Here is a 25,386-nt window from a genome sequence, read left to right as displayed (position 1 = left end):
ATTCCAAAACCGGAATCCAGAATCGTTTGATTATTGTATATAGAAAATGCAAAAATACAAAAAATGCACATCATTGCGCATTTTTTATAAATCGAACCGCTCCCGTTGTTACTATTCCTTATAGAGAAGATAGGGTTTTCTCTGCAGTTTGAACTTTACCACATCGCAAAACCATTTATCTTTTATCTCTTTGGCCGATTTGCCGGCAATGATATCCCGGCGGATATAGTCCACACCGGTTAACTTTTCGAAAAAGGGTGTGAAAAATTTTTCACCCATATTCAGATTGTTGTATGCATCTATTATGTAAGTAAGGTCGAAACCGCTTGCGATGATCTCCTCATCCGGCAGGTTGCGCAGATCCACCCCGTAGCATTTCTGGTTAAGTAACGGCGGGTTTTTTGCTCCAGGAACGGCTTGCGGGATAAATGAAAAATCAGACTCTTTATATTTCGGATGCCCGTATACCTCAAAAGGTTGGGGGGTGCCTCTGCCCAGGCTCATCACTGTACCTTCGAATAGACATGTGGATGGATAGAGGTATATAGAGTGAATATTTGGCAGATTGGGTGACGGGGCAATGGGCAATTCGTATCGTGTCTGGTGTGTGTAATTTTCGCAGGGCACAACGGTTAAGTCACACACCCTGTCTTCGGGAAGCCATTTCTCACCGTTGATCATCAACGCCAGTTCACCCAGTGTCATGCCATGCACAACCGGTATGGGAAGCCACCCTACACCCGATTTATGCTTCATGTCCAGAATGGGTCCGTCCACGTACATGCCGTTGGGATTGGGGCGATCGAGCACGATCATTTTTTTGCCGTGTTCCGCGCAGGCATCCATCATTCGTGCCATGCTGGCGTAGTAGGTATAGAAACGGAGTCCTACATCTTGCAGGTCGAACAACAACACATCAAACTGTTTTATTTTTTCTGCAGAAGGCTTTCCGCCACCGCTTCCATAAAGCGACCATATGGGAGTACCTGTTTTTTCATCTGTTGAACTGGCTACATGTTCACCTGCGTCGGCAGTTCCGCGAAAGCCATGTTCGGGAGAAAATATGCCCACCACATTGAACTTATATCTTATCAGCATATCCACAAGATGTTCATTGCCCGCCATTCCTGTCTGGTTGGTCATTACAGCTACACGCTTATCTTTCAAAAGGGGAAAATAGGCATCAGTTATTTCAGCACCTGACTTCACAGTTGTTTTGTTTTGTGCGAATATACAAGTACAGAGAAGAAGGGCTGGCAAGAAAAAAAATTTGTTCATAAGATTATAAATTATGGTTCAAGGTAAAAATATTTTACTAATTTATCGATTTAATCATAACCTTACCTTGAGTCCCGTCCGATAAGTCTTTTTTCTTGAAAAATTTCACAAGATGAACATTGATATTCAATAAGTTGCAAACCAATAAAATTGGGTTTTGAGGTTTTAGGAGGGGACTCAACCTTATTATTACTAAATCGATAAGCTATTCCATTATGTAAATTATTCTTGTTTTATCATTACTCTGTTTCAGTATTCGAATATTTTTGGAGTTCATGCAGTTGATCAAACTCTTCTTCAAGCAATTGCAGTTCTTTTTTTATTTCCATAAGTTTGCCAACTGCTTCCACACGTTTTGCCTCATCATCTTTTTTCGACTTTAGAGTCTGGCGGGCACCTTCCAGCGTCAACCCCTTCTCTTTTACGAGATGATATACTATCTCCACCTGTTTCACATCTTCTTTGGTGTATTGGCGTGTTCCTCCGGTGGTTTTTTTAGGATTGATGTTGTCGAACTCCTTCTCCCAGAAACGCAGGAGTGATACGTTTACCGCGAAATGATCGGCTACCTCCTGAATGGAGTAGAAAAGTCGTTTGTCATCGAACCGGATCAGCTTTCTTCGTTTACCCATACTGATATTTCAGTTTAAAATCGCTAAGAAGTATATTTACAAATAGCTTATTGCTTTGAAAATATTCGCAATATAGTTCTCAAAAATAATATTATTCGGGTGCAAAGGCAAATTTTTATTGATTTTGGTGAATTAACCTGCTTGAGGGATTCATTTTTCTATAAAACCGTCATTGTATATATACAAGGCAACTATTCAAAAATTCTGATTCCAGAAAATTTCTATCTTCTCCATTTAGTTGATACTTAAATTTATTACTCTTCGCTTATACGTTTTGCAATATATATCATCGAGCTGGAGCATTCAGGTTGAAAAAGGGAGAATACAAATCCTGCTATGCCAATCGAAAAAGCCCTGATATACTTTACAACCACGGGGCTTCCTTTATATTTCTCACTTAGCAGAGAAATATAAAAAGCATCCAGAGGCATCCGGAATCTTTTTACGATTTTCATCCTGTGCCCTGCAAGCAGTTGCTCTACGGAAACCGGGGTAAAGTGCCATAGATGTCTGGGAGTATCATATGCAGCCCACATCTCTTTGTAAAATCTTGCATCATAAGAGTGGTGGTTAGGCAGTGCAAGCACCACTGTGCCATCGGGTGCGAGAATATCCTTTATCTTGTCGATGGTTTCGTTCGGTTTCTCCAGGTGTTCGAGTACATGCCAAAGAGTGATAATACTGAACGATACATCTTTCATTTCGAAAAAACTTTTCTCGTCCTTTACGTCTAATGCGAAATGGTTGTTTGCCCATTCCCGTGCCTTTTTGTTTTTCTCAATGCCGGAGACTGCAAAACCATATTTTTCGGCAGCGTTCATAAAGTAGCCTGTTCCACAGCCTATATCAAGCAATGTCTTATCATAACCTTTAACAAATGATTCTGCCACTTTGACTTTTCTCTTTAGCATATGTTCCCTGAAAAGGTGATACAGCTTGTTAATCAGTCCTTTGTCTGAGTCGGAATGAGAGATATAGTCAGGTGAGTCGTAATATTTTCCGATAACATCTTCCGATGGGAAATTGTTTGTAAAGCGGAATCCGCACACCGTGCAATCACAAACAGGAAAAACCTCCTTGCTTGAGAAATGATCAACAGCATCAAAAATTTTTTTTAAATCCCCGCTGCCGCAAACTGGGCATCTTTCAATTGTTATTACTGACATATATCCTGATTAAATCATCCCAAAAGTACGATTATTCAGGTGAAAGGCAAACTTTTTTTCTTTATTCTCACTACAAATGTTTACTTTCTACAACAAATCACTTAATTCTACTATTCAAAAATCTGCTATTGTCTTCAATTAAGTGAATTACTGCTGTCTGGTTAAACATTAATCTATGTCTTACTAATTTATAATCCATTGATAATTAATATATCTATATTTGCCCATTTAGGAATATTCCAAGATTTAATTTCAAATCGAAAAGTTGGAAATGGAGTGTATTCCATTGTATAATAGATGTATATAACATTTGTTTCATTTTAAACCGGACAGTAGTGTAAGTGAATATAACGTGAACTTTAATATAAACGCTTTTTGTGATCCTGCTGTCTCAAATATCAATTTATTAAGTGTAACATAAACTATACCTGATATCTACGCTTAAAGTTTCAGTTATACAGTTTTTGAAGCCACTGAAATTGTTCCTTTGCTGAATTCTTTTATAAAACATCCCAGGATAATGGTGATACGGCGAATACCCTCTTTTGGAATTTTAAAGTTTTCTTCTGCAAGTTTTCGTCCTGTTATATTTGTTAGTTCGCTCTGTAATTTTTGATATAATTTTCTACTTTACTATGCAACCTCTTGTTAATCAGATTTCAGCAGTTTTTACTTAATAATTATGTGCTGTTTTATAAACAATTTCTTCCGTTAATTAACATAAGATAACAGAAGAAAAGGTCAAAAAAAGACATTCCTTTGGTTAATAAATGATAATGATTTATATTTGTGGTTTATGATTTATTAAGCGAGATAAAGTTACCTTTAAAAAGCTCTGCTTATTTTTTTAATTCGTAAATTTCACGAACGCCTTAAGGATTGATATTGATATTATTACCATTAAGTATCTTGTATTAAAATTTATTTTGGGATTGCAATAATGTTGACACTATCAATTTAAAATAAATCCATTCATTAACACTGATAAATCAGTTATATATTATTAAACCAAATAACATGGAAGTATGAAACAAAAAATGTTAAATCTAATCAAAAGCTTATTATTCACCTCATTGTGGATAATTGCCATGGGTGTGTTTGCTCAAACTAATATTAGAGGTACGGTTACCGATGCCGGTAGTACGCCGATGATCGGTGTGAACGTTGTAGAAAAAGGAACTTTAAACGGCACGGTTACTGATATTAATGGAAATTTCACGTTAAATGTGGTTTCGCCAGGTTCCGTATTGGTATTCTCATATGTAGGATATATTACACAGGAAATAACTATTGGCGAAAGACGGCAGTTTACGGTTGTGATGCAAGAAGATTTAGAAAGTCTTCAGGAGATTGTGGTGGTAGGTTACAGCACTCAGGCTAAAAAAGATATTACCGGTTCGGTAACTGTGGTGAATACCAAGGATCTTTTGGCTGCAAGTGGTTCTTCTGCAACACAGCAGCTGCAAGGAAAAGCTGCGGGTGTGTATGTTGGCCAAACGGGTTCCCCCGGTTCGGCAACCATGGTTCGTATCCGGGGAATTAATACGGTGAATGATAATGGTCCTTTGTACGTTATCGATGGTGTATCTACCCGTAACCAGAACCTGAGCAGTCTGAATCCTAACGATATTGAAAGCATGCAAGTGTTGAAGGACGCATCCTCCGCTGCCATTTACGGGGCACAGGCGGCCAATGGCGTTATTCTGATTACCACCAAACGTGGAACGGCGTCAGGACAGCCAAAATTAACGTATGATGCTTATTATGGAGTTCAAAAAACAACCAAACGTTACGATTTGCTAAACTCCGCCGACCGGTTGGCGTTGGAGTGGGAGTCGCTACGCAACGCCATGTTGCTCCGTGGTGTACCTGCAGACAAAGCTATTCCCTATCATGCCCAATTTGGCGAATACCCGGAACCTCGTATCCCCAATTATCTTACGGTAACTGGAGCGAAAGGTGAAAATCAGGATATTAAGAACTATTCGTTCCCCGATAATCAAATGGTCCCTTTTTCAGATACCGACTGGTGGAGCGAAATTGACCGGGTAGCTCCCATTCAGAGCCATCAGTTAACCTTGTCTGGGGGTAATACAAAGGGAAAGTATTTGATGGGATTGAACTATTTCGATCAGCAGGGAACGGTGAAGTACTCTTATTACAAAAGATATCAAACCCGTTTGAACAGTTCATTCGATGTTCGCCCCTGGTTGCGTTTTGGTGAAAATTTGCAATATACTTGGACAAAAGATGTTGGTCTAAACACCAATTTTAACGAGGCAAACCCATATTCATGGACATACCGTGCCTCTCCCTGGGTTCCGGTAAAGGATGAATTCGGAAATTGGGCCGGTTCGAAAATCAATGGAACCGGAAATTTCATTAACGTTGTTGCTCAGGAATACAGGAACAAAGATAATTATTGGAGCAATTCGAGAATCTTTGGTAATTTTTGGGGTGAAGTGGATTTAATAAAAGAATTGATGTTCCGGACGAATTTTGGTGTGGATTATACCAATCGTTATTATTACCGAATGAGTAAAAAGAATCCCGAATTTTCCGAAAGTCCGGGAACGAATAATTTGGAAGAGCGTTCGGAATTTAACTTCAGGTGGGTGTGGACCAATACCTTGACATATAATAGGGTGTTTGACGACATTCATTCGTTAAATGTGATCTTGGGATCGGAAGCCATCCGTGACGGGCTGGGACGCGGTATGAGCGGACAGCGGTTCGGATATTTGTATGAAGACAATATCAATACCTGGACGCTAGGGATGGGAGAAAGGAATGATCAACGGGAAAATGATTCATGGTACAACGGTGAATTTGCTCTCTTTGGAATATTCGCCCGTGCCGACTATTCTTTTAAAGACAAGTACCTACTTACGGGAATTGTTCGCAGAGATGGAGTTTCCCGGTTTGCTAAAAAAAACAGATACGGTACTTTTCCATCGGCATCTTTGGGCTGGCGTGTATCGGAAGAACAATTTATGGAGGGAACAAGAGACTGGTTGGACGATTTGAAATTGCGTATTGGTTATGGAATTACCGGTAATTCCGAGATGGCCCGAACCACTAACTACGCGATGGAGTTTACAACCTATCCCCGAGCCACAAATTATGATCTTGGCGGAGCAAATACCGGAACAAACCTGGGTTACAGGTTGAACCGTTTTGGTAATGAAGATACGAAGTGGGAATCTACTAAAATGGCCAATCTGGGAATTGATGCTACTTTTGGGAATGGAAAATTCTCCACATCATTGGATTTATATCACAAACAAACTTCCGACATGTTGATAGAAGCTGCTTATTCGGCTTTAGCAAACGATGAAATTGGAAAACCGTACATCAACTACGGAGATATGAAAAACGTGGGTGCCGATTTTACATTTAATTATCGGGATAAAAAAGGTGATTTTTCCTGGGACCTCGGATTGAATTTATCAACCTATAAAAATACGGTATTGCGCCTTTCCAACTCCGATGATTTTGCTTTATGGGGATATGGTGACCGCTTTGATGTGGGTGAAACACGTACGATTAAAGGGCGTCCCATATCGGAATTTTATGGATTTAAGATTATAGGCTTTTATGAAAATGAACAAGACGTCATGAATTCTCCGGTTCCCTATAATACCACCCAAAAAGATTTGTTGGATCCCGATAAACCGGGTCCGCAGGAGTATGTGGGAAAGTACAAGTATGCCGATTTGGGTGGAGGCGAAAATGGAGAACCCGATGGTAAGATCGATATGAACGACCGTACAGTCATCGGTAGTCCGCATCCCGATCTAATTGCCGGCTTAAATGCTTCTTTCACGTATAAAAATTGGGATTTGACTATGTTTTGGTATTCAACCTTAGGAAACGATATTCTCAATAACACCAAATTTTTTACTGATTTTCCCCTGTTTGGAGGGAACCGCTCCACTCGAATGCGCGATCTTTCCTGGAAAAAAGGTGCCGACAATTCAAAAGCCCAATTGCCCATATTAGACTCAAAGGATGGTTGGACAGGAAAAGTGCTTAATTCTTACTACATTGAAGACGGTTCATTTTTAAGGTTGAAAAATTTAGTGGTTGGGTATACATTGCCTAAGTCATGGTTACAAAAGGCAACTATTTCCAACCTACGTATATATCTACAAGCTGAGAACTTGTTGACCTTTACAAAATACACCGGATTGGATCCTGAAATTACGAACAGGGAAACCGGAGTGGGTAATCGTGCCGACTTGAGCCGTGGAATTGATGGTGGAGGCTGGCCCACAACAATGCGATTAATTTTTGGCGTAAATTTCGCTTTTTAAATTACTTTAAATTATTAAACAGTATGAAAAATAATAATATTCTGATATCATTTATTGCCACAATTTTTATTATGCTGGCTTCTTGTGGAGAAAGTTTTCTTTATAAAACGCCTCAAGGGAGTATAGATCAGGCTGCTTTGATGAATAAGACAGGTGTCGATTTACTTACTACAACAGCTTATGCCAATCTTACTGAAGATGGCTGGGGTGCTAGCCCTTTTAACTGGACGTTTGGAGGCATGTATGGCGGCGACGCCAACAAAGGCTCCGATGCCAATGACCAGTCCGTTTTAAACGATATGGAGAAATATAGTGTGCAATCGAACAATAACTATATTAATCAAAAATGGATATGGGTGTATAAAGGCGCAAAACGGGTGAACATTGCTTTGCAAACCATAGAAGAAGTGGAAGAAGAGTTGCCGGAAATTTTTGTGAAAACCCGGAAAGGGGAACTGTATTTTCTCCGAACGTTGTTCTATTTTGAGGGCATAAAAGTGTTTGGCCCTTTCATTCCATGGGTGGATGAAACCGTCAAGGATAATGATCCCAAAATACATAATGATGTTGACATTTACCCGAAAGTATTGGCCGACATAGATGTTGCTATAACTAATTTGCCGGAAAAACAGGATTTGCCTGGAAGAGCAAATTTGTGGGCAGCCAAAGCGTTAAAGGCTAAAATCCTGATGCAAAAAGGCGACATGGCTTCAGCAAAACCCATTCTGAAAGATGTAATAGATAACGGCCAAACATCCAATGCCCTGAAATATGGGTTGGAAGATGATATGAACGCCAATTTTGATAGTTATCGCGATAACGGTAAAGAGTCTATTTTTGCGGTTCAATTTTCTAACGACTATAACAATGCCAATACAGGAATGTCTTTATGCTATCCCCATGGTGGTGCCGATTCTCCCGGTGGATGTTGTGGCTTTTACCAACCTTCTTATGAATTGGCTAATTCTTTTAAAGTGGGTACGGACGGATTACCTTTATTAGATAATTCTTACAGGAGCGAGCCGTATGTATCGGTAAAAAACCCGTCTACTGAAAAAGAAGCGCCACTATCTGTCAATACCAATGCCCTTGTTGACCCACGTCTCGATTTTGCCATTGGACGTTTCGGTATCCCCTATAAAGACTGGGGGTTTCCCAAAAGCAACTGGGTGAGAGATATGGGGAACGGCGGATTCTTTATGCCTAAGAAACACGTTTATTCAAAAAAAGAATTAGACGCGGGATTGGCCGGTGGAGGATTAAGTGCCGGTTGGGCACCGGGGTCGGCCATAAACTTGCAATACCTGAGTTTAAGGGATATGATATTGCTTTATGCCGAATGTTTGGCGAATGACGGAAATACAGCGGAAGCCATGAATATGGTCAACCAAATTCGTAAACGGGCCGCTCTTCCCGTGAACATAATCAAACTGCCAAATGGTAATCCTGCGGCAAATTACCTTGTCAAAGAGTATCCTTCCACGCATGCTGTGTTCACCAATAAAGAATTATGTATAAAAGCAGTTCGGATGGAACGGAAATTGGAACTGGCCATGGAAGGACAACGCTGGTTTGATTTGGCACGATTGGGTGGCGAATATATGTCGCAGCAAATTAAAGAATATATCGATTTTGAGAAGGGATATTTGTTCACCAAATTCAGTGCTGCTGTTACACTGGATGCAAGTAAAACTATGTTCCCAATACCTCAAACTCAAATTCAAACCATGGGAAATGATGAAAACGGCGAACCATATTTGGTACAACCCGATCCATGGAAATAAATAATTTTATATAACTGAACTAAAAGGGAGGATATCCTCCCTTTTATATTGATTTTAAGGTTTATGATCAGATACAAATTATCAATCGTTGCTATTGCAATCTTTATGTTTGCAGGGTGTAAAAGAAGCAACCCGGAGTTAATGGATTTCACTTACAAGTTCACCATGGAGAGTATCGGGAATTATAAGGTAGAATTTCAGATGAATTCCGATTCCACCTATAAAATTGAACAGAATAATTATTTTTTTGATAAATACGAAGGGGTTAGCCGTCCAGTAGTCAGACAGGGCAATCTAACAACAGAGGAGTATATAGAACTTAGGGAATTGGTAAGTAAAAGCGGTATTAATGATATGAGAGAATCTTACGGATTTGAGAAAAATAATAATTTACAAAATTCAATTTTATATATCATTGAATTGGTTCAAAACGGTCAAAGCAAATTCATTTCTATTAATGCCAATGGTGGAGAACGTTTTCCAGACGACTTCAACCGTCTGATCGAGACTACCGGAGATTTCATTGATTACAAACTGGACGAATAATGTTTATTGTTTGTTTCAATTTATACTTTTTCTTGTTTACATATTTCATTGCAAGTGTCTTGTCTGTTTAAGCACACATATTAAAGCCAGTCATTGTTAATTCTTGCACGATGCCAAATCATTAAAAGAAAATTTTGAGTGATAAAATAGAAAAATTAATTGAAGCAAATTTTTACGAGCGGCATCTGAAAAGAGTACTGGTTGATGAATTATTGGCAGATTATCAGATCTATTGGAGTAATTTGGAAAAATTACTACCCAATGCCGATAAATATATTGGTATTTTTTTAAAGATTTATTGGGCCTGGTAAAACATCTGTTGCGAGTATTGTTAAACCGAATTAATTTTTAAGCGTCTTTCGTAAAAGGAAATACTCCTGTTCCAAAAAACCTGTTCCAAAAAACCTAAGAAAATAGTATCTTTGCATTTTGTTTTGAAATAAAAAACATAGCAAGGGTTAGGAGAAGGTGCAAAGAAACCTTACGCTCCAGATCGGTTAATCCGTGGCATATTACTTCTATCCTTGGTTTTTAACGTGTAACATATAACTTGTATGATGACTTCCAAAGAGATTAGACAGTCGTTCAAAGATTTTTTTCAATCGAAAGAACACCATATTGTTCCTTCGGCTCCCATGGTAATTAAAAACGACCCCACATTAATGTTTACCAACGCCGGAATGAACCAGTTCAAAGATATTATCCTTGGCAATACGCCTGCAAAATATCCGAGGGTTGCCGATTCCCAAAAATGTCTGCGCGTGAGCGGTAAACATAACGATTTGGAAGAAGTCGGACACGACACATACCACCATACCATGTTCGAGATGCTTGGTAACTGGTCTTTTGGCGACTATTTCAAGAGGGAGGCTATTGAATGGGCATGGGAGTATCTTACCGAAGTACTTAAGCTTGATAAGGATAGGCTGTATGCCACTGTTTTTGAAGGCGCTGCCGAAGAGAATCTTGAGCGTGACGATGAGGCGGCTTCATACTGGGAGCGATACCTGCCTAAAGGGCGGATTATAAACGGGAACAAGCATGATAATTTTTGGGAGATGGGTGATACAGGCCCTTGCGGCCCATGCTCCGAGATACACATCGACATCCGCCCCGACAGTGAACGCGCGAAGGTTGACGGGCTTACTCTCGTGAACAGAAGTCATCCGCAAGTGATCGAGATATGGAACCTGGTATTTATGCAATATAACCGTAAAGCAGACGGTTCGCTGGAACCTCTACCCGCGAAAGTTATAGATACCGGTATGGGATTTGAACGATTGTGTATGGCAGTACAGGGTAAATTGTCGAACTACGACACCGATCTTTTTCAGCCAGTCATCCGAAAGATAGGTGATATAAGTGGAAGACAATATGGAGAGGATGAAAAAACCGATATCGCTATGCGTGTTATCGCAGACCACCTGCGTACGATTGCTTTCTCCATTACCGATGGCCAGCTTCCTTCTAACGCCAAAGCAGGGTATGTAATCCGTCGTATTCTGCGTCGTGCAGTCCGTTATGGGTACACTTTCCTGGGGATGCATGAACCGTTTATGTTTAATCTTATCCCTGTCCTAATAGAAGTTATGGGCGATGCTTATCCCGAGCTGATAGCTCAGCAAACGCTTATCAAGAAGGTGATGAAGGAGGAAGAGGAGTCGTTCCTGCGTACCCTGGAGACCGGAATAAAACTACTTGAGAAAAATATGCCCGATGAAGAGTGTGGGGAGTTGAGTGGCGAGATTGCTTTTAAGCTTTACGATACCTTCGGATTCCCGCTTGATCTGACCGGACTGATCCTGCGTGAGCATGGGATGACGGTTGATGTGACCGGCTTTAATGCAGAGATGCAAAAACAGAAGGATAGAGCACGCAAAGCGGCTGCAGTGGAGACGGGCGACTGGACAAAAGTGCAGGATGGTGATCCGGAGTTTGTGGGGTATGATGAAACGGAATGTATAACCCAAATTCTTCGTTACCGGGAAGTGAAGCAGAAAAAAAACAGTTTCTATCAGATTGTGCTCTCACGTTCTCCTTTCTATGCTGAGATGGGAGGGCAGGTTGGCGACAAAGGCTGGCTGATTTCGGATGAAGGTGAGAAAATAGAGATATTCGACACCAAACGTGAAAATAATTTGGCGGTGCATCTCACTCATAAACTGCCAGATAACCTGGAAGGTACATTTACAGCCAAAATTGATATGGATAAAAGGACAGCAACAGAGTGCAATCACTCTGCTACACACCTGATGCATGAGGCATTGCGTGAGGTGTTGGGCGCACATGTGGAACAAAAAGGGTCATATGTGTCACCAGAACTGTTGCGGTTCGACTTCTCCCATTTTCAAAAAATGACACCCGGGGAGATCCGTAAGGTGGAGGAAGAGGTGACAGCCAGGATTAGGAAAAACTTCCCCATAGAAGAGCATCGCCATGTTCCCATTGAAGAGGCAAAGGCTCAGGGAGCAATAGCTCTGTTCGGAGAAAAATATGGCGACGATGTACGCACTGTTCGCTTCGGTTCCTCTATTGAGCTGTGTGGTGGTACTCATATATCCTCTACAGGCCGTATAGGAACATTCCGAATTATCAGCGAAAGCGCTATTTCCGCAGGGGTCCGCCGTATAGAAGCGTTAACCGCCAAGGTTTGTGAAGATTATCTGTATGCAAAGGAAGATGCGTTGTACGAAATCAAGAATCTTCTTAATAATGTGCCTGATGTGATGCAGGGGATACATCGGATGCTCTCAGATAACGAGGATATGAAGAAGCAGCTCCAGGAGTATGTGAAAGAGAAAACCGAGCAGCTAAAGCAGATGATTATCGATAAGAAGCAGGAGGTCAATGGTGTGATTCTCTTTAAAATTATATTGCCGATGGGCTCTGCAGAAGTTATGAAAGATATCGCATATCAGCTTAAAGGGCAGTTCCCGGAGAAGATGCTTTTTGTGGGTGCCACTGTCTCAAGCGGGAAACCCAGCCTTACGGTTATGCTTAGTGACGATCTGGTAGAGAAAGGATTCCATGCCGGAAAGATGGTGCAGGAAGCAGCAAAACATATTCGGGGAGGTGGTGGGGGACAACCTCATTTTGCTACTGCCGGAGGTAAAAATGCACAAGGGATGAGTGCTGCAGTAGAGGCGATAGTCCATAAATTGAAAGTGTAAGGAACGTTTACAGATGTTTTTTTACAAATACTATAACTGCAAATTATGAACTGTTTTCAGAGACTGATTTTCATTGCGTGTGCCTTTTTCTCTCTTTTTGCATATCCCGGTGAACCGGCTGATTTGGTGAACCCCTTTATCGGGACAACAAATTACGGAACCACAAATCCCGGTCCGGTGCTGCCGAACGGCATGATGTCGGTATCGCCGTTTAATGTGATGGGATCTAATAAGAACAAGTTTGATAAGGACAAGCAGTGGTGGTCTACACCCTATTCAAATGTGAACCGTTTTTTAACAGGTTTTTCACATGTGAATCTGAGCGGAGTAGGTTGCCCTGAAGCAGGTTCACTCTTGTTGATGGCTACCTCGGGAGATTTAAACGTAAACTACACGGAATATGGGAGTGAATATACCAGTGAGACTGCTACTCCTGGTTATTACTCCAACATACTCACAAAGTATAATATCAAAGCGGAGGTATCGGCTACTTCCCGAAGCAGCATTGCCCGTTTCACCTTTCCCGAAGGAGAGGCAAATATAATTCTGAACCTGGGTGAGGGACTTACCAATGAGTCCGGAGCTTGGATGCGCCGAGTGAGCGATACCGAAGTTGAAGGTATGAAACTTTTGGGTTCGTTTTGTTATAACCCTCAAGCGGTGTTTCCCATCTATTTTGTTATGCGGGTAAACAAAAACCCCAAAGCTGCCGGTTATTGGAAGATGCAGCGTGAGATGGGAGTTGAAGCACAGTGGGATGAGACCAGTGGAAAAAGAAAGCTATATACCCGGTATGACCGAGATATTGCCGGTGATGATATCGGCGCATTTTTTATGTATGATATGACGGGGGGAGAGTCGGTTGAAGTTCAGATAGGAGTCTCTTTTGTGAGTACCAAAAATGCACGTTTGAACCTGGAAACAGAACAGCCCGGTTTCGATTTTGAAAAAGTTAAGCGTGATGCGCGCAAGGCATGGAACGATGCTTTGTCGAAAGTTATACCTGAAGGAGGTTCCAAAGACCAGCAGGTTATTTTCTATACCAGTCTCTATCATGCTCTCATTCACCCGAATGTGTTGAATGATGTGAATGGTGAATACCCCGAAATGGAAGGTAACGAAATCCGCAAAACAGATTCAGCCCGATACACAGTTTTCTCACTCTGGGATACCTACAGGAATGTACACCAGCTCTTAACACTGCTTTACCCCGAAAAGCAGCTGAATATGGTCCGCTCCATTGTAAACATGTATAAAGAGGGAGGTTGGCTGCCAAGATGGGAGCTTTACAGCCGCGAAACGCTCACCATGGAGGGTGATCCCGCCATCCCGGTGTTGGTGGATAGCTGGATGAAAGGTCTTCGCGACTTTGATGTAGAGGCTGCCTATAATGCTATGTATAAATCTGCTGCTACTCCGGGAAAAGATAATTTTATCCGTCCAGATATTGACGACTATATTGCCAGGGGATATATTCCGTTAAGGGAGGAGTTTGATAATTCAGTGTCACATGCACTGGAATACTATATCGCCGATAATGCCTTGTCAAAATTTGCAAAAGCTCTGGGAAAAGATGATGATGCAAATCGGTTTTACAGCCAGTCGCTAAATTACAGGAAATACTATTCTACGGAGTTTGGGGTGTTTCGACCTATTCTGCCCGACGGTGAATTCCTGTCGCCTTTCAACCCCAAGCAGGGCGAGAATTTTGAGCCTGTACACGGTTTCCACGAGGGGAGCTCCTGGAACTACTCATTTATGGTGCCCCACGATGTGGAGGGGTTGATAAAAATGCATGGCGGCAAACGGAAGTTTGTAAAAAAGCTGCAGGAGGTATTTGACGATGGGCATTACGACCCTACTAACGAGCCTAACATCAGCTATCCTTATCTTTTCAGTTATCTGAAGGGGGAGGAGTGGCGAACGCAGGTGATTACCCGGGAGCTGCTTGCGAAACATTTCAAAAACTCACCTGACGGGCTTCCCGGCAACGATGATACCGGCACCATGTCGGCCTGGGCTGTATTTACCATGATGGGTCTTTATCCCGATAATGCAACAGACCCCTCGTATACGTTTACAACACCTGTTTTCGACAAGCTGACAATAACACTTGATGCATATCGTTACAACAGTCACACGATTGAAATAGAGAGTGTGCGGCCTTCAGACAAGGCTATCTTAATTGACAGAATAGAGGTCGATGGCAAACGGTGGAAAAACCACCGGATTACCCACGATGAGCTGGTGAAAGCAAAAAGAATAGTTTTCTATCTCAAAGAGAGGAGATAAAACGAGTTCGCCTGGCATATCCTGTTGTGCTTGTCACCGTAATTTTTGTTTGCTGAGAAAGCAACGATACCTGCATGTTTTACTGTCAAACATATCAACCAGCAACCGCTTTTCAGTGATAGTGTTAGACCATAACATGTTTGAGCTCACTCCTAAAATTGTGAATATCAAAAATTATTATTTTTAATGCATTGAGTGTCAATATCTGTCTAGGCTCTACTGCAAAAAAAATTATCGGAGAGGAGTGCTGTAATATGTCTATTTTTTATATTTACTGGAAAATCATAACTTTGCAATCATTCATTTGCTAATTCTGGAAAAATTATGAGTGTACCCTTAGCTGAACGGTTGCGGCCGCAAAATCTTGATGAGTTTATCGGACAAAAGCATTTGGTCGGTAAGGGTGCTGTATTGCGCCGGATGATAGACTCCGGCAGGATACCGTCTATCATATTCTGGGGACCACCGGGAGTAGGGAAGACGACCCTTGCCCATATAATCGCCAATACTGTGAACGCACCTTTTTACAAGCTGAGTGCTATAAATTCAGGGGTGAAGGATGTGCGTGAGGTGATTGGAAAAGCAAAGAGCAATAGTTTTTTCAACAATGCCGCACCAATACTCTTCATAGATGAAATACACCGGTTCAGTAAGTCGCAGCAGGATTCCCTTCTGAATGCCGTAGAGACCGGTACGGTAACACTTATAGGGGCCACTACCGAAAACCCTTCATTCGAAGTAATCAGGCCGCTCCTGTCGCGCTGCCAGGTGTACGTGCTGAAATCCCTTGAGAAGAAAGACCTGGAGGTGCTGCTGCAGCGTGCACTAAAGGAAGATCTTATCCTGAAAGAGAAAAAAATTGAAGTGAAAGAGTCTGGAGCCCTGTTTAGATTTTCGGGAGGTGATGCCCGCAAACTGCTGAATATACTAGATCTGACAGTCGCCTACAATAACGAAGATGATATTGTGATTACCGACAAGATGGTCACCGAGCGGCTGCAGGAGAATCCGGCTGCTTACGACAAAGGAGGTGAGATGCATTACGATATAATTTCTGCCTTTATCAAATCGATCCGTGGAAGTGATCCCGATGCGGCAATTTATTGGCTAGCAAGAATGGTGGCAGGAGGAGAAGATCCCAAATTCATTGCGCGAAGGCTTGTTATTTCTGCCGCCGAAGATATAGGCCTGGCTAACCCAAACGCGTTGCTCCTGGCAAATGCCTGTTTCGAAACACTGCAAAAGATCGGTTGGCCCGAAGGCAGGATTGTATTGGCAGAAACAACCATCTACCTGGCAGCATCGCCCAAAAGTAATTCCGCTTATCTGGCAATTGACAATGCCATTGCTAAAGCCGAACAGACCGGTAATCTGCCTGTTCCGCTGCATTTACGCAACGCTCCCACCTCATTGATGAAAGAGCTTGATTATGGCAGGGAATATAAATATTCACACGACTATGATAATCATTTCGTAAGGCAGGATTACCTTCCCAAAGAGTTGAAAGGGAGTAAGTTCTGGGATCCTCAGTCGAATGCGGCTGAAGCAAAGATGTATGAGCTGATGAAGAAGTTGTGGGGTAATAAATAGATCAATACCAGTCCATTCCCCTGTCATAAGGCGAGCTTCGCTGTTCGTATTTCAAATCCTGTAGCATAGAAGAGTTGGCTCGAATCACAAAGTTGTACGATTTATATGGCCCTATTGGTATGAAGCTGGCCGACATGGTCCAGCAGTGCAGATTCCGGGTGAGCGTACAATTGATGTTAGTGAATTTTTTAAGGTCGAAATTGTAGTCGGTATTGAAAGTGAAGTTCCAGTTTTTTGTAGGCTGGAGTGAACCGCTCATGCCGAAATTATGAGTTAGCTTGCCACTGTACTCCATTCTTTCTTTATTGAACTCTCCATAACCATACCTCAAAGAATAATTGAATGAGATGTTCCAGTTTACATTATTTATCAGATAGCCATCGCTATCGAACTCCCCTGTTTTGTCTTCAGAACGGTCGAACGAGCTTCTTTTTTCGGCTTCTTCATAAGGGTTTGCCCCCATTGTGCCATCGTCTGGCAGATTGTTTTCCGGGTTTTTAGCGCCTTTATCCTTATCGCCCTCTTCACTGCTGCGGCTGAATAATTTTTTGAATGTATCCTGATTCAGTGAGTATGAGAAAGATGTGCCTGTACTCATAAGCTTCCCAAATCCTTTGCCGTTGACTATCCTTAGTTTGTCTATCTGGCGGGGGGTCCCGTTTTGATCAAGTGCATACAGGTATGGGTCCCATGTTGCATTTAGGCTGAGAGTGTATGATTTTGAGAATTTCAACCGGATATTTGAGTTTATCATACTCCACTTCATGGAGTCGGCCATCATATTGTAATTAAAATTGATTCCCAGATCATCAATAAGGCTGACTTTGCGCACTCCTGTTGAGTCTTTGTCTGATCTGATCTTCATCTCAATATTGTTTTTGAAATCGAATCCTATACTCCCGCTCTTCCCTTTCGGAGCAGTTCCGAACATCATTGTTGAGTAGGGAGAATAGGTATATTCTACATCCTCGCCATACTCATTCTTATAGGTGTATGTCTCGAAGAAATTGTATTTCGGATCGCCGAAGTCCGGCCTGTAGTTCAGACTGATACTGGGTGAGAATGCGTGGCGAATGGCCTGTATCTTATCTCCGAATATCGACCATGGAGTGAACATACCGTACAACTTTGTCTGTACGCTTAGTGAAGTGCTGTAGTCATAAACCCGTTTAAATCCTTGAATTGTATCAATTGTGACATGTCTCTTGGCTATGGGATCCCAGGCTTGTTTGTGAGCACCGGTATACCATCGTTCTGTATAATTCAACGATGGCGATACCTGAATAAAATCGAACAGAGTAAACGTTGCACTCACGGGAATGCTGTGACGCATCCCGTTTGTCCAGTCTCGCACCAGGTTAGACTTCAGAAACAGGTCTTCTTTGGTGGTTATGGAGTTTCTGAACTCTCCTGAATAGCTCATTGATATCTTTTCGAACCATCTTTCATCACCCACCAAATTCTTTCTTTTGAACGGATAGATTCGGCTCATGTTGATTGAAAGATTAGGAAGTGTGGCTGCAATGGTGGAATCTCGCGATACCTGGTTGATGCTCATTGTTGCAGAAAGGCTCCATGGAGAGTCAGGGAAACGTTGTGTGAGGTTAACGCTCGAACTTTTGGTGTTGTTAGATGCCTCACGCGAGTATAACCTGCTGAGATCTCTGTGGTTGTTTCTGCTTGTAGAGAAGTTTACGCTTGCAGAGAGTGTGCGATACATATTTGCTTTCGGATCCTGCGAATGGGTCCAGTTGATTCGCAGGTCTTTTGCCACGGAGTAAGCTTCCGGTACAACTTTCTTTAGTTCTTTTTCTCCGGTAACAGTATTCAGGTAATATACATTGAAACTCCCTGAGTATCTATATCTTTTACGGTAATTTGAGCGAGCACCGATACCCCATGAACCCTTTGTATATATCTCACCGGTTACAGCAAGATCAATATAATCGCTCAATGCAAAATAGTAACCACCATTCTGAAGATAGAATCCTCGGGTCATCTCATCTCCGTATCCCGGCATAATAATGCCTGATGAATAAGTTTTCGTGAATGGGAAGAATGCAAAGGGCAGCACAATGGGAAAGAGGGGCACATCGGCTACCACCAGCCAGGCCGGTCCTGTAACGACATCTTTTTCGGGGCGTACTTTTGCTTTAGACAGGTTCAGATAAAAGTGTGGATGATCATGATTGTCACAGGTGGTATATTTTGCATTTCTCATATAGAAAGAGTTATCAGCGTTCATCTTCGCATCATTTGCAACTATATGCCCCTCTCCCTGTTGAGTAATAACATTATTGATAAATGCTTTACGTGTATCAAAATTATATCGAACCTTCTTCATCTCATACTCAGTACCACTTTCCGAAAATACAGGATATCCGAATTCTTTCCCCACGGAGTCGATGCCAAATGTAGATGAAATAATGCTGCTGTCCATATCCATAGTGATAAATTCCCCCTTGATACCCATTTCGCCATATTTTATTTCGGCATTTCCATATAGAAATCCCATGTTGTCGGCGGTGAACACCATTGAGTCCTGTGCTGTATAAAGGACAGCAGCTTTCAGCATCTGTTCCCCGGCAGGTACAGTATCTTGTGCTATTGGTGCCATCAAAGTATCCGTAGCTATTGAGAGTGCAACAGAGTCAGGCAGTTGAATTGAATCGGATGATAATGGTTCCTGTGGAATTGTGCCGGGAACAATATTCTGTTTCGAGATATCGGCCGACGCTGTCGCATCTAACACACTGTCCCTGTTATCTGATTCAGAGAATGATGTTTCAGGTGAGAGAATATCTTTATCTTCTGAATCGGGTAGCAGAGCTGCCGATGCAGAAGGTTTGGTTATCTGATTTGTCACTACACTCGTCTTCCTTACCGAAGAGCAATGAAGGCAAAGTGACAGAACGATAAGTAGATATGTAAAATGTAATAGCTGCCTCATTCGCAAAGAGCCGGTAGTAATGGTTTTCAAACACAAAACTACTCATTAATGCATTAATTTGCAGCAAAAATAATAAAAAGAAACTTAAGACAGGCCGATTAGCCTCTTTTTAAAATGATCAAGGTTGTTAGAAAGCTGATACGAATGTTTTTTTTTCTGCATGAATGCTGCAAGTCCTGCTGGTATCTCAATGGTAGTACCGGTACTTTCTTCAACTGTTTCTTTAAATTTTGCAGGATGTGCCGTGGCAAGGAAAATGCCTGTTTCTCCTCTGGCCCTACCTTCTTTTAATGCACAATATGCGCATGCACCATGTGGGTCGAGCAGATAACCGGTTCTTTCAAAAACAGAACGGATAGTGATTCTTATATCATCGTCTGAATATGTATATCCGGATATTTCCTGCCGGATAGCTTTGTGTGAATAACCGTACAAATCAATAATTCGGTCGAAATTGCTGGGTGCACCCACATCCATCGCATTGGCTATGGTTTGAACTGAGGGTTTGGGTGAGTATATTCCAGTATTCAAATAGTTGAAAAACACATCATTCCTATTGTTCGCGGCGATAAAGCGTTTAATGGGTAATCCCATGCGCCTGGCAAATAGCCCTGCTGTAAGGTTACCAAGGTTTCCACTTGGTACAGAAACAACTACATCGTTGCAGATGCCCAGCTTTGCTAATTGGGCATAAGCATGAAAATAGTAAAAAGATTGCGGAAGAAATCGTGCCACATTAATTGAGTTTGCCGAGGTTAGGTTCATCTGCTTGTTCAGTCCCTTATCCATGAATGCTGATTTAACCAGTGCCTGGCAATCGTCGAATGTTCCATCTACTTCGAGTGCAACAATATTCTGACCCAGTGTGGTGAACTGTGCTTCTTGAATATCGCTCACCTTTCCCGAGGGATACAATACGTACACCCTTATACCATCAACCCCAAGAAAGCCGTTGGCAACAGCACTTCCAGTATCACCGGAAGTGGCGACCAGTACTTTTACATCATCCTGATGTTGCTCTTTCACAAAGTATGAGAGCAACCTGGCCATGAAACGGGCTCCTACGTCTTTGAATGCGAAGGTGGGACCGTGAAACAGTTCTAACACATAAATTCCTTCTTCCACCTTTTTTATGGGGATATCAAAATTAAGTGTATCGCTAACAATGGATTCAAGTTTATCTTTTGGAATATCTTCACCAAAAAAAGCATCTGCAACGGTTTTAGCGATATCGTTTAATCTGGCGTTACCGATCTCGTTGAAGAAAGTATCGGGAAGCTGCTTGATCTTTTCAGGCATATATAGGCCCTTGTCAGATGCGAGCCCTTTTACTACCGCTTCCTTAAGGGAAGCCAGCGGCGCTTTTTTGTTTGTGCTGTAATAGTTCATTATTGGATTTTTTATTTCTTCACTTTTTTAATTTCCTGGATTTTTGGCAACGTTCCGCAATTTTTCTCAATGACTGCTCATAATATATTGATTATCAGCATTGAATAACGTTTTATAATGTACGGTGTAGTTACCTGATTATATTGATAATAAGTGAAAATTTACCGGGCTGCTATTTGAGAATAGTTTGTATAAATTCATTGCCTTTCAGGAGTCCGAAAGCACCCTCTCCTGCTGTAAACTCATTAAAAACCTGTACCTTGTCGGGAGAGATATCTCTGTGGTAAACAAGAAACGGCACAGCGTCGCGAGTGTGAGTACGAATGGCGCAGGGTGTAGGATGATCGGGGAGTATGGCAATTATTACCGGTTCGTCCCATTTTATTGTCTCCTCGTATATTTTCTTTACAACGCGCGAGTCAAGGTCCTCTATAGTTTTTATTTTTAACAATACGTCTCCTTCGTGTCCTGCCTCATCGCTGGCTTCTATGTGAAGATAGACAAGATCGTTTTTTTTCAGTGCACTGAGTGCAGCCTGCGTCTTTCCCTCATAATTAGTGTTGTACAATCCTGTAGCACCCTCAACCATTATAACCTCCAGCCCGGCATAAACACCGATTCCCCGTATCAGGTCGACTGCCGAAATTACAGCACCACCTTTTATCGGGAACAATTCACTGAGTGGTTTCATTTTTGGGTGGAAGCCGGGCGACCAGGGCCAGATGCTGTTAGCCGGGTCTTTGCCCTCAGCCACTCTTTTTTTATTCACTGGATGATCACCCAAAATCTGCTGAGAGTCAAGGATCAGGTTGTTTAATTTGCGCGCAGTCTGTTCAGCCTCAATGCTCTCAGCCTTTATAAGGTGGATGGAATATGGCTTTTCAGGAATATCGTGCGGGGGTGTACAGCGTATATGCTTGTTCCCTCCTTTCATCTTCAAAAGGTGGCGGTAAGAGACCCCGCTGTGAAAACTAAAAATTTCGTCTCCTAACTTTTTATTCAGGAAACAAATTAGTTCGGCTGCTTCGGGAGTGGTGATATGTCCTGCTGAATGGTTTTTCAATAACTCTCCTTCCAGTGATACCAGGTTACACCTCATCACCATCTCTCCTGGCAGGATATCCACACCCATGCTTGCTGCTTCAAGAACGCCACGCCCTTCATAAACCGAAGGTATGTCGTATCCCAGTATCGACAGGTTGGCAATCTCGCTCCCGGGGGAGAAGCCTTCAGGAACAGTATTCAACAGTCCGTTCCTGCCTTTTCGTGCCAGCATATCCATGTATGGGGTATTGGCTGCCTGCAACGGGGTTTTATTATTCAATGCCGCTATGGGTTCATCTGCCATCCCGTCCGCAAGTATAATTATCAGTTTCATTTTATTATCAATATGATTAATCCTGCTTGAAAAAGTCATTTATATGTAAATCAGTTTCGTATATCACGGAGTTAAGCATACAAGAACTTAGCCTCCTGCGAAAGCACTGAACATTAATATATGTTTTGGCCAGCCTGCAATGAAAGAGACTATTTGCGGGGGACTCAAAACTCTTTTTCTCATATTATCTAATATTTGCTATAGAGATGATGTCTGAAAATACACCTGCAGCAGTTACGCTTGCGCCTGCCCCATATCCTTTGATTACCATCGGATATTCGTTGTAGCGTTCGGTCGTGATCATGATGATGTTGTTGCTGCCTTCAAGATCGTAGAATGGGTGTCCTTTTTCTACCTCGCGAAGTCCCACCTCGCATTTTCCGTTGTTATATGATGCAACGAATCTGAGTTTTTTATCCTCTTTTGCAAGCTCTTTCCTGCGTGACTCAAATGAAGCATCTAGCTCGGGTATGGCTTGCCAGAACTCATCAAGTGTACCTTCAAAATACTTCTGTGGCACAAAAAGATGTTTTGTTACATCGGACTGATTTACACAAGCTCCTGCTTCGCGTGAAAGAATAACAAGTTTCCTTATAACATCAAGTCCACTCAGGTCTATTCGGGGGTCAGGTTCGGCAAACTGTTCCTCAACAGCCATCTTTATTGCTTTACTGAAGGGTATTTCTTCACTAATAGTGTTGAAGATAAAGTTCAGCGTCCCGGAGAGTACTGCTTCCAATTTTACTATCTTGTCTCCCGAGTTGATCAGGGAGTTCATTGTGTTGATTATGGGCAGTCCTGCTCCTACATTTGTTTCGAAAAGAAACTTTACTCCTGCTTTTCGGGCAGTTTCCTTCAGGTTTCTATAGTTTTCATAGTCTGATGAGGCGGCAATCTTGTTGGCAGTTACTACGGAGATATTTCTTGCTATCAGATCATTATACAGATCAGTGATAGCCGGACTTGCCGTACAATCTACGAAAACGGAATTGAAAATATTCATTTTCAGGATTTCATCGCGAATTCGTTCAGGAGTGCTTTTTACCCCGTTTGACATCAGATTGTCGAAATATCCTTCCAATGGAATACCCTCACGAGTGAATAGTGCTTTTCGTCCATTGGCAATACCTACAATATTTATTCTCAACTTATTCTGTTCCTTAAGTGTGTTTTGCTGCTGCCTGATCTGCTCAAGCAGCTTGCCACCTACCGTGCCGGTACCTATAACAAATAGATTTAGCTCCTGGTAGGGTGACAAAAAGAATGAGTCGTGAATTACGTTAAGAGACTTTTTCAGATCTGACCTTGAAATTACACATGTTATATTTGTCTCACCTGCACCTTGTGCCAGAGCTACAATGCTGATACCGTTCCTCCCCAGTGCTCCGAAAAATTTTGCAGCAATACCTGGCACATGTTTCATGTTTTGACCGACAATGGCAATGGTAGCCAGATCATACTCTACAATTATCTCGTTTATGCTTCCCATCATAATCTCATGGGCAAACTCTTTGCTGAGAACCTTTTGTGAAAGAGGAGCATCCTGAGAACGCACCCCTATAGAGGTGCTGTTTTCTGATGATGCCTGTGAAACGATAAAGACACTGATGCCGTTATCGGCCAGGGCAGAGAATATCCGCTTGTTTACCCCGATGACGCCTACCATGCCAAGGCCTTGAATAGTTATAAGTGCCGTGTCATTTATAGATGAGATGCCCTTTATTATCTTTCCGTTCCGGGTTGGCAGAATGTTCCTTATCAGCGTTCCCTCTGATTCCGGGCGGAAAGTATTTTTGACGTAAATAGGAATATTTTTGTGATAAACAGGAAAAATGGTAGGCGGATAAATCACCTTTGCACCGAAGTTCGACAGCTCAATCGCCTCGGTAAACGACAGCTCTTCAATCACATAAGCAGAATTAATTATCTTTGGGTCAGCTGTCATAAACCCATCTACGTCTGTCCATATCTCCAACATTGAAGCATCCATTGCTGCGGCAATAATCGCAGCAGTATAATCCGATCCTCCACGCCCAAGATTAGTGATCTCATTATTATCGTAGCTTGATGATATGAAGCCCGGTACTATCGCCACCTCAGGAGGCGGCATTTCTGAGAAAGTTTTTCTTATCAGTTCGTTGGATAGTCCAAGATCTGGGATATGGTTATTGAACTGTTTGTGGGTTTTAATGAACTTTGTGGCATCGTATAGTTGAGACCCTTCAATAACTTTGCTGATAATGAGAGATGAGAGCCTTTCTCCGTAACTCACAATTTTATCTGATGTTTTTTGAGACAGATCGCCAATGAGAAAAACACCTTGCATGATGTTATACAACTCCTCAAACAACTGCTGTGTCTTTTGTTTTACCTCCTCCTTGCCAGTCGGGGTATTTACCATTTTTTCGATTATCTCTTTATGCCGGTCCACCATCTCGTCAAGCAGCGATTTATACCCTGAGTTATTATTCAAAGCAAAGTCTGCCGCCAGTAAAAGACGGTCGGTTACGCCGTTGAGTGCCGAAACGACAACTATGACAGGCTCCTTTTGATTCTCTATAATGTTTTTGACCAGCTGTAAACTACCGGGATTCCCTACGGATGTTCCCCCGAATTTCATCACCTTCATTTGATTATTACAATTATTCCCGTTCCTGTAAACGGATAAAGATTAATAAAATGATCACTAAAGTTTGAATTTTTTTGAAATCTTTCAACTTTTTCCCACTATAGCATAGCGTAAATAAACTTATACCCATACTCATTTAACTTAATGAAAAAGCACATGCTGCGATGCACTTAAATCAATCTGTTGTAAATTTATTCAGCTTATTGGAAAAATTTGATTTCTAACGCGATAACCGGATGGTTCGCAATAAAAGCAATACCTGCTTA

The 25,386-nt window shown here is 41.9% G+C and carries 13 protein-coding genes; 6 read left to right on the top strand and 7 right to left on the bottom strand.

What is annotated here, in order from left to right:
• Positions 1-111: 111 nt before the first annotated feature.
• The 3 genes from KDN43_RS03545 to KDN43_RS03535 form a co-directional block, all read right to left on the bottom strand.
• On the bottom strand, positions 112-1,278 hold the full coding sequence (locus KDN43_RS03545) for an exo-beta-N-acetylmuramidase NamZ family protein (RefSeq protein WP_238868313.1): 1,167 nt from the start codon (positions 1,276-1,278) through the stop codon (positions 112-114).
• Between the two features lie 239 nt (positions 1,279-1,517).
• On the bottom strand, positions 1,518-1,910 hold the full coding sequence (locus KDN43_RS03540; protein WP_238868312.1) for a MerR family transcriptional regulator: 393 nt from the start codon (positions 1,908-1,910) through the stop codon (positions 1,518-1,520).
• A 254-nt stretch (positions 1,911-2,164) separates the two neighbouring features.
• Positions 2,165-3,076: a class I SAM-dependent methyltransferase gene (locus KDN43_RS03535; protein WP_238868311.1), complete on the bottom strand. Its 912-nt coding sequence runs from the start codon at positions 3,074-3,076 to the stop codon at positions 2,165-2,167.
• 1,088 nt (positions 3,077-4,164) lie between these two features.
• Here KDN43_RS03535 and KDN43_RS03530 point away from each other — a divergent pair.
• The 6 genes from KDN43_RS03530 to KDN43_RS03505 all read left to right on the top strand — a co-directional run bounded on the left by KDN43_RS03530 (position 4,165) and on the right by KDN43_RS03505 (position 16,774).
• Positions 4,165-7,392 (top strand): SusC/RagA family TonB-linked outer membrane protein, encoded by a 3,228-nt coding sequence (locus KDN43_RS03530; RefSeq protein WP_238869393.1) that lies wholly within the window; start codon positions 4,165-4,167, stop codon positions 7,390-7,392.
• A gap of 23 nt (positions 7,393-7,415) precedes the next feature.
• Positions 7,416-9,176, top strand: a complete 1,761-nt coding sequence (locus KDN43_RS03525; protein ID WP_238868310.1) for a RagB/SusD family nutrient uptake outer membrane protein — start codon at positions 7,416-7,418, stop codon at positions 9,174-9,176.
• A gap of 63 nt (positions 9,177-9,239) precedes the next feature.
• Positions 9,240-9,722, top strand: a complete 483-nt coding sequence (locus tag KDN43_RS03520) for a hypothetical protein (protein WP_238868309.1) — start codon at positions 9,240-9,242, stop codon at positions 9,720-9,722.
• 554 nt (positions 9,723-10,276) lie between these two features.
• The gene (gene alaS, locus KDN43_RS03515) at positions 10,277-12,892 is read left to right on the top strand and encodes an alanine--tRNA ligase (protein WP_238868308.1); all 2,616 of its coding nucleotides are present in this window, start codon (positions 10,277-10,279) and stop codon (positions 12,890-12,892) included.
• Between the two features lie 45 nt (positions 12,893-12,937).
• Positions 12,938-15,184, top strand: a complete 2,247-nt coding sequence (locus KDN43_RS03510; protein WP_238868307.1) for a GH92 family glycosyl hydrolase — start codon at positions 12,938-12,940, stop codon at positions 15,182-15,184.
• 324 nt (positions 15,185-15,508) lie between these two features.
• A complete protein-coding gene (locus KDN43_RS03505) occupies positions 15,509-16,774 on the top strand; it encodes a replication-associated recombination protein A (protein WP_238868306.1) in 1,266 nt (421 codons plus the stop codon).
• A gap of 1 nt (position 16,775) precedes the next feature.
• Here KDN43_RS03505 and KDN43_RS03500 read toward each other — a convergent pair whose 3' ends face one another.
• From KDN43_RS03500 to thrA, 4 genes are all read right to left on the bottom strand, one after another.
• Entirely contained in the window at positions 16,776-19,640 is a 2,865-nt protein-coding gene (locus KDN43_RS03500; RefSeq protein WP_238868305.1) for a putative LPS assembly protein LptD, read from the bottom strand.
• A 168-nt stretch (positions 19,641-19,808) separates the two neighbouring features.
• The gene (gene thrC / locus KDN43_RS03495) at positions 19,809-21,113 is read right to left on the bottom strand and encodes a threonine synthase (RefSeq protein ID WP_238868304.1); all 1,305 of its coding nucleotides are present in this window, start codon (positions 21,111-21,113) and stop codon (positions 19,809-19,811) included.
• Between the two features lie 172 nt (positions 21,114-21,285).
• Positions 21,286-22,491, bottom strand: a complete 1,206-nt coding sequence (locus tag KDN43_RS03490; protein WP_238868303.1) for a cofactor-independent phosphoglycerate mutase — start codon at positions 22,489-22,491, stop codon at positions 21,286-21,288.
• Positions 22,492-22,675: 184 nt separating this feature from the next.
• A complete protein-coding gene (thrA, locus tag KDN43_RS03485) occupies positions 22,676-25,120 on the bottom strand; it encodes a bifunctional aspartate kinase/homoserine dehydrogenase I (protein WP_238868302.1) in 2,445 nt (814 codons plus the stop codon).
• Positions 25,121-25,386: the final 266 nt, after the last annotated feature.

Origin of the sequence: Proteiniphilum propionicum, from assembly GCF_022267555.1 — a bacterium.
GTDB classification, from domain to species: domain Bacteria; phylum Bacteroidota; class Bacteroidia; order Bacteroidales; family Dysgonomonadaceae; genus Proteiniphilum; species Proteiniphilum propionicum.
Note: the sequence above shows the minus strand (reverse complement) of the source record. Positions and strands in the feature narration are given on the sequence as shown.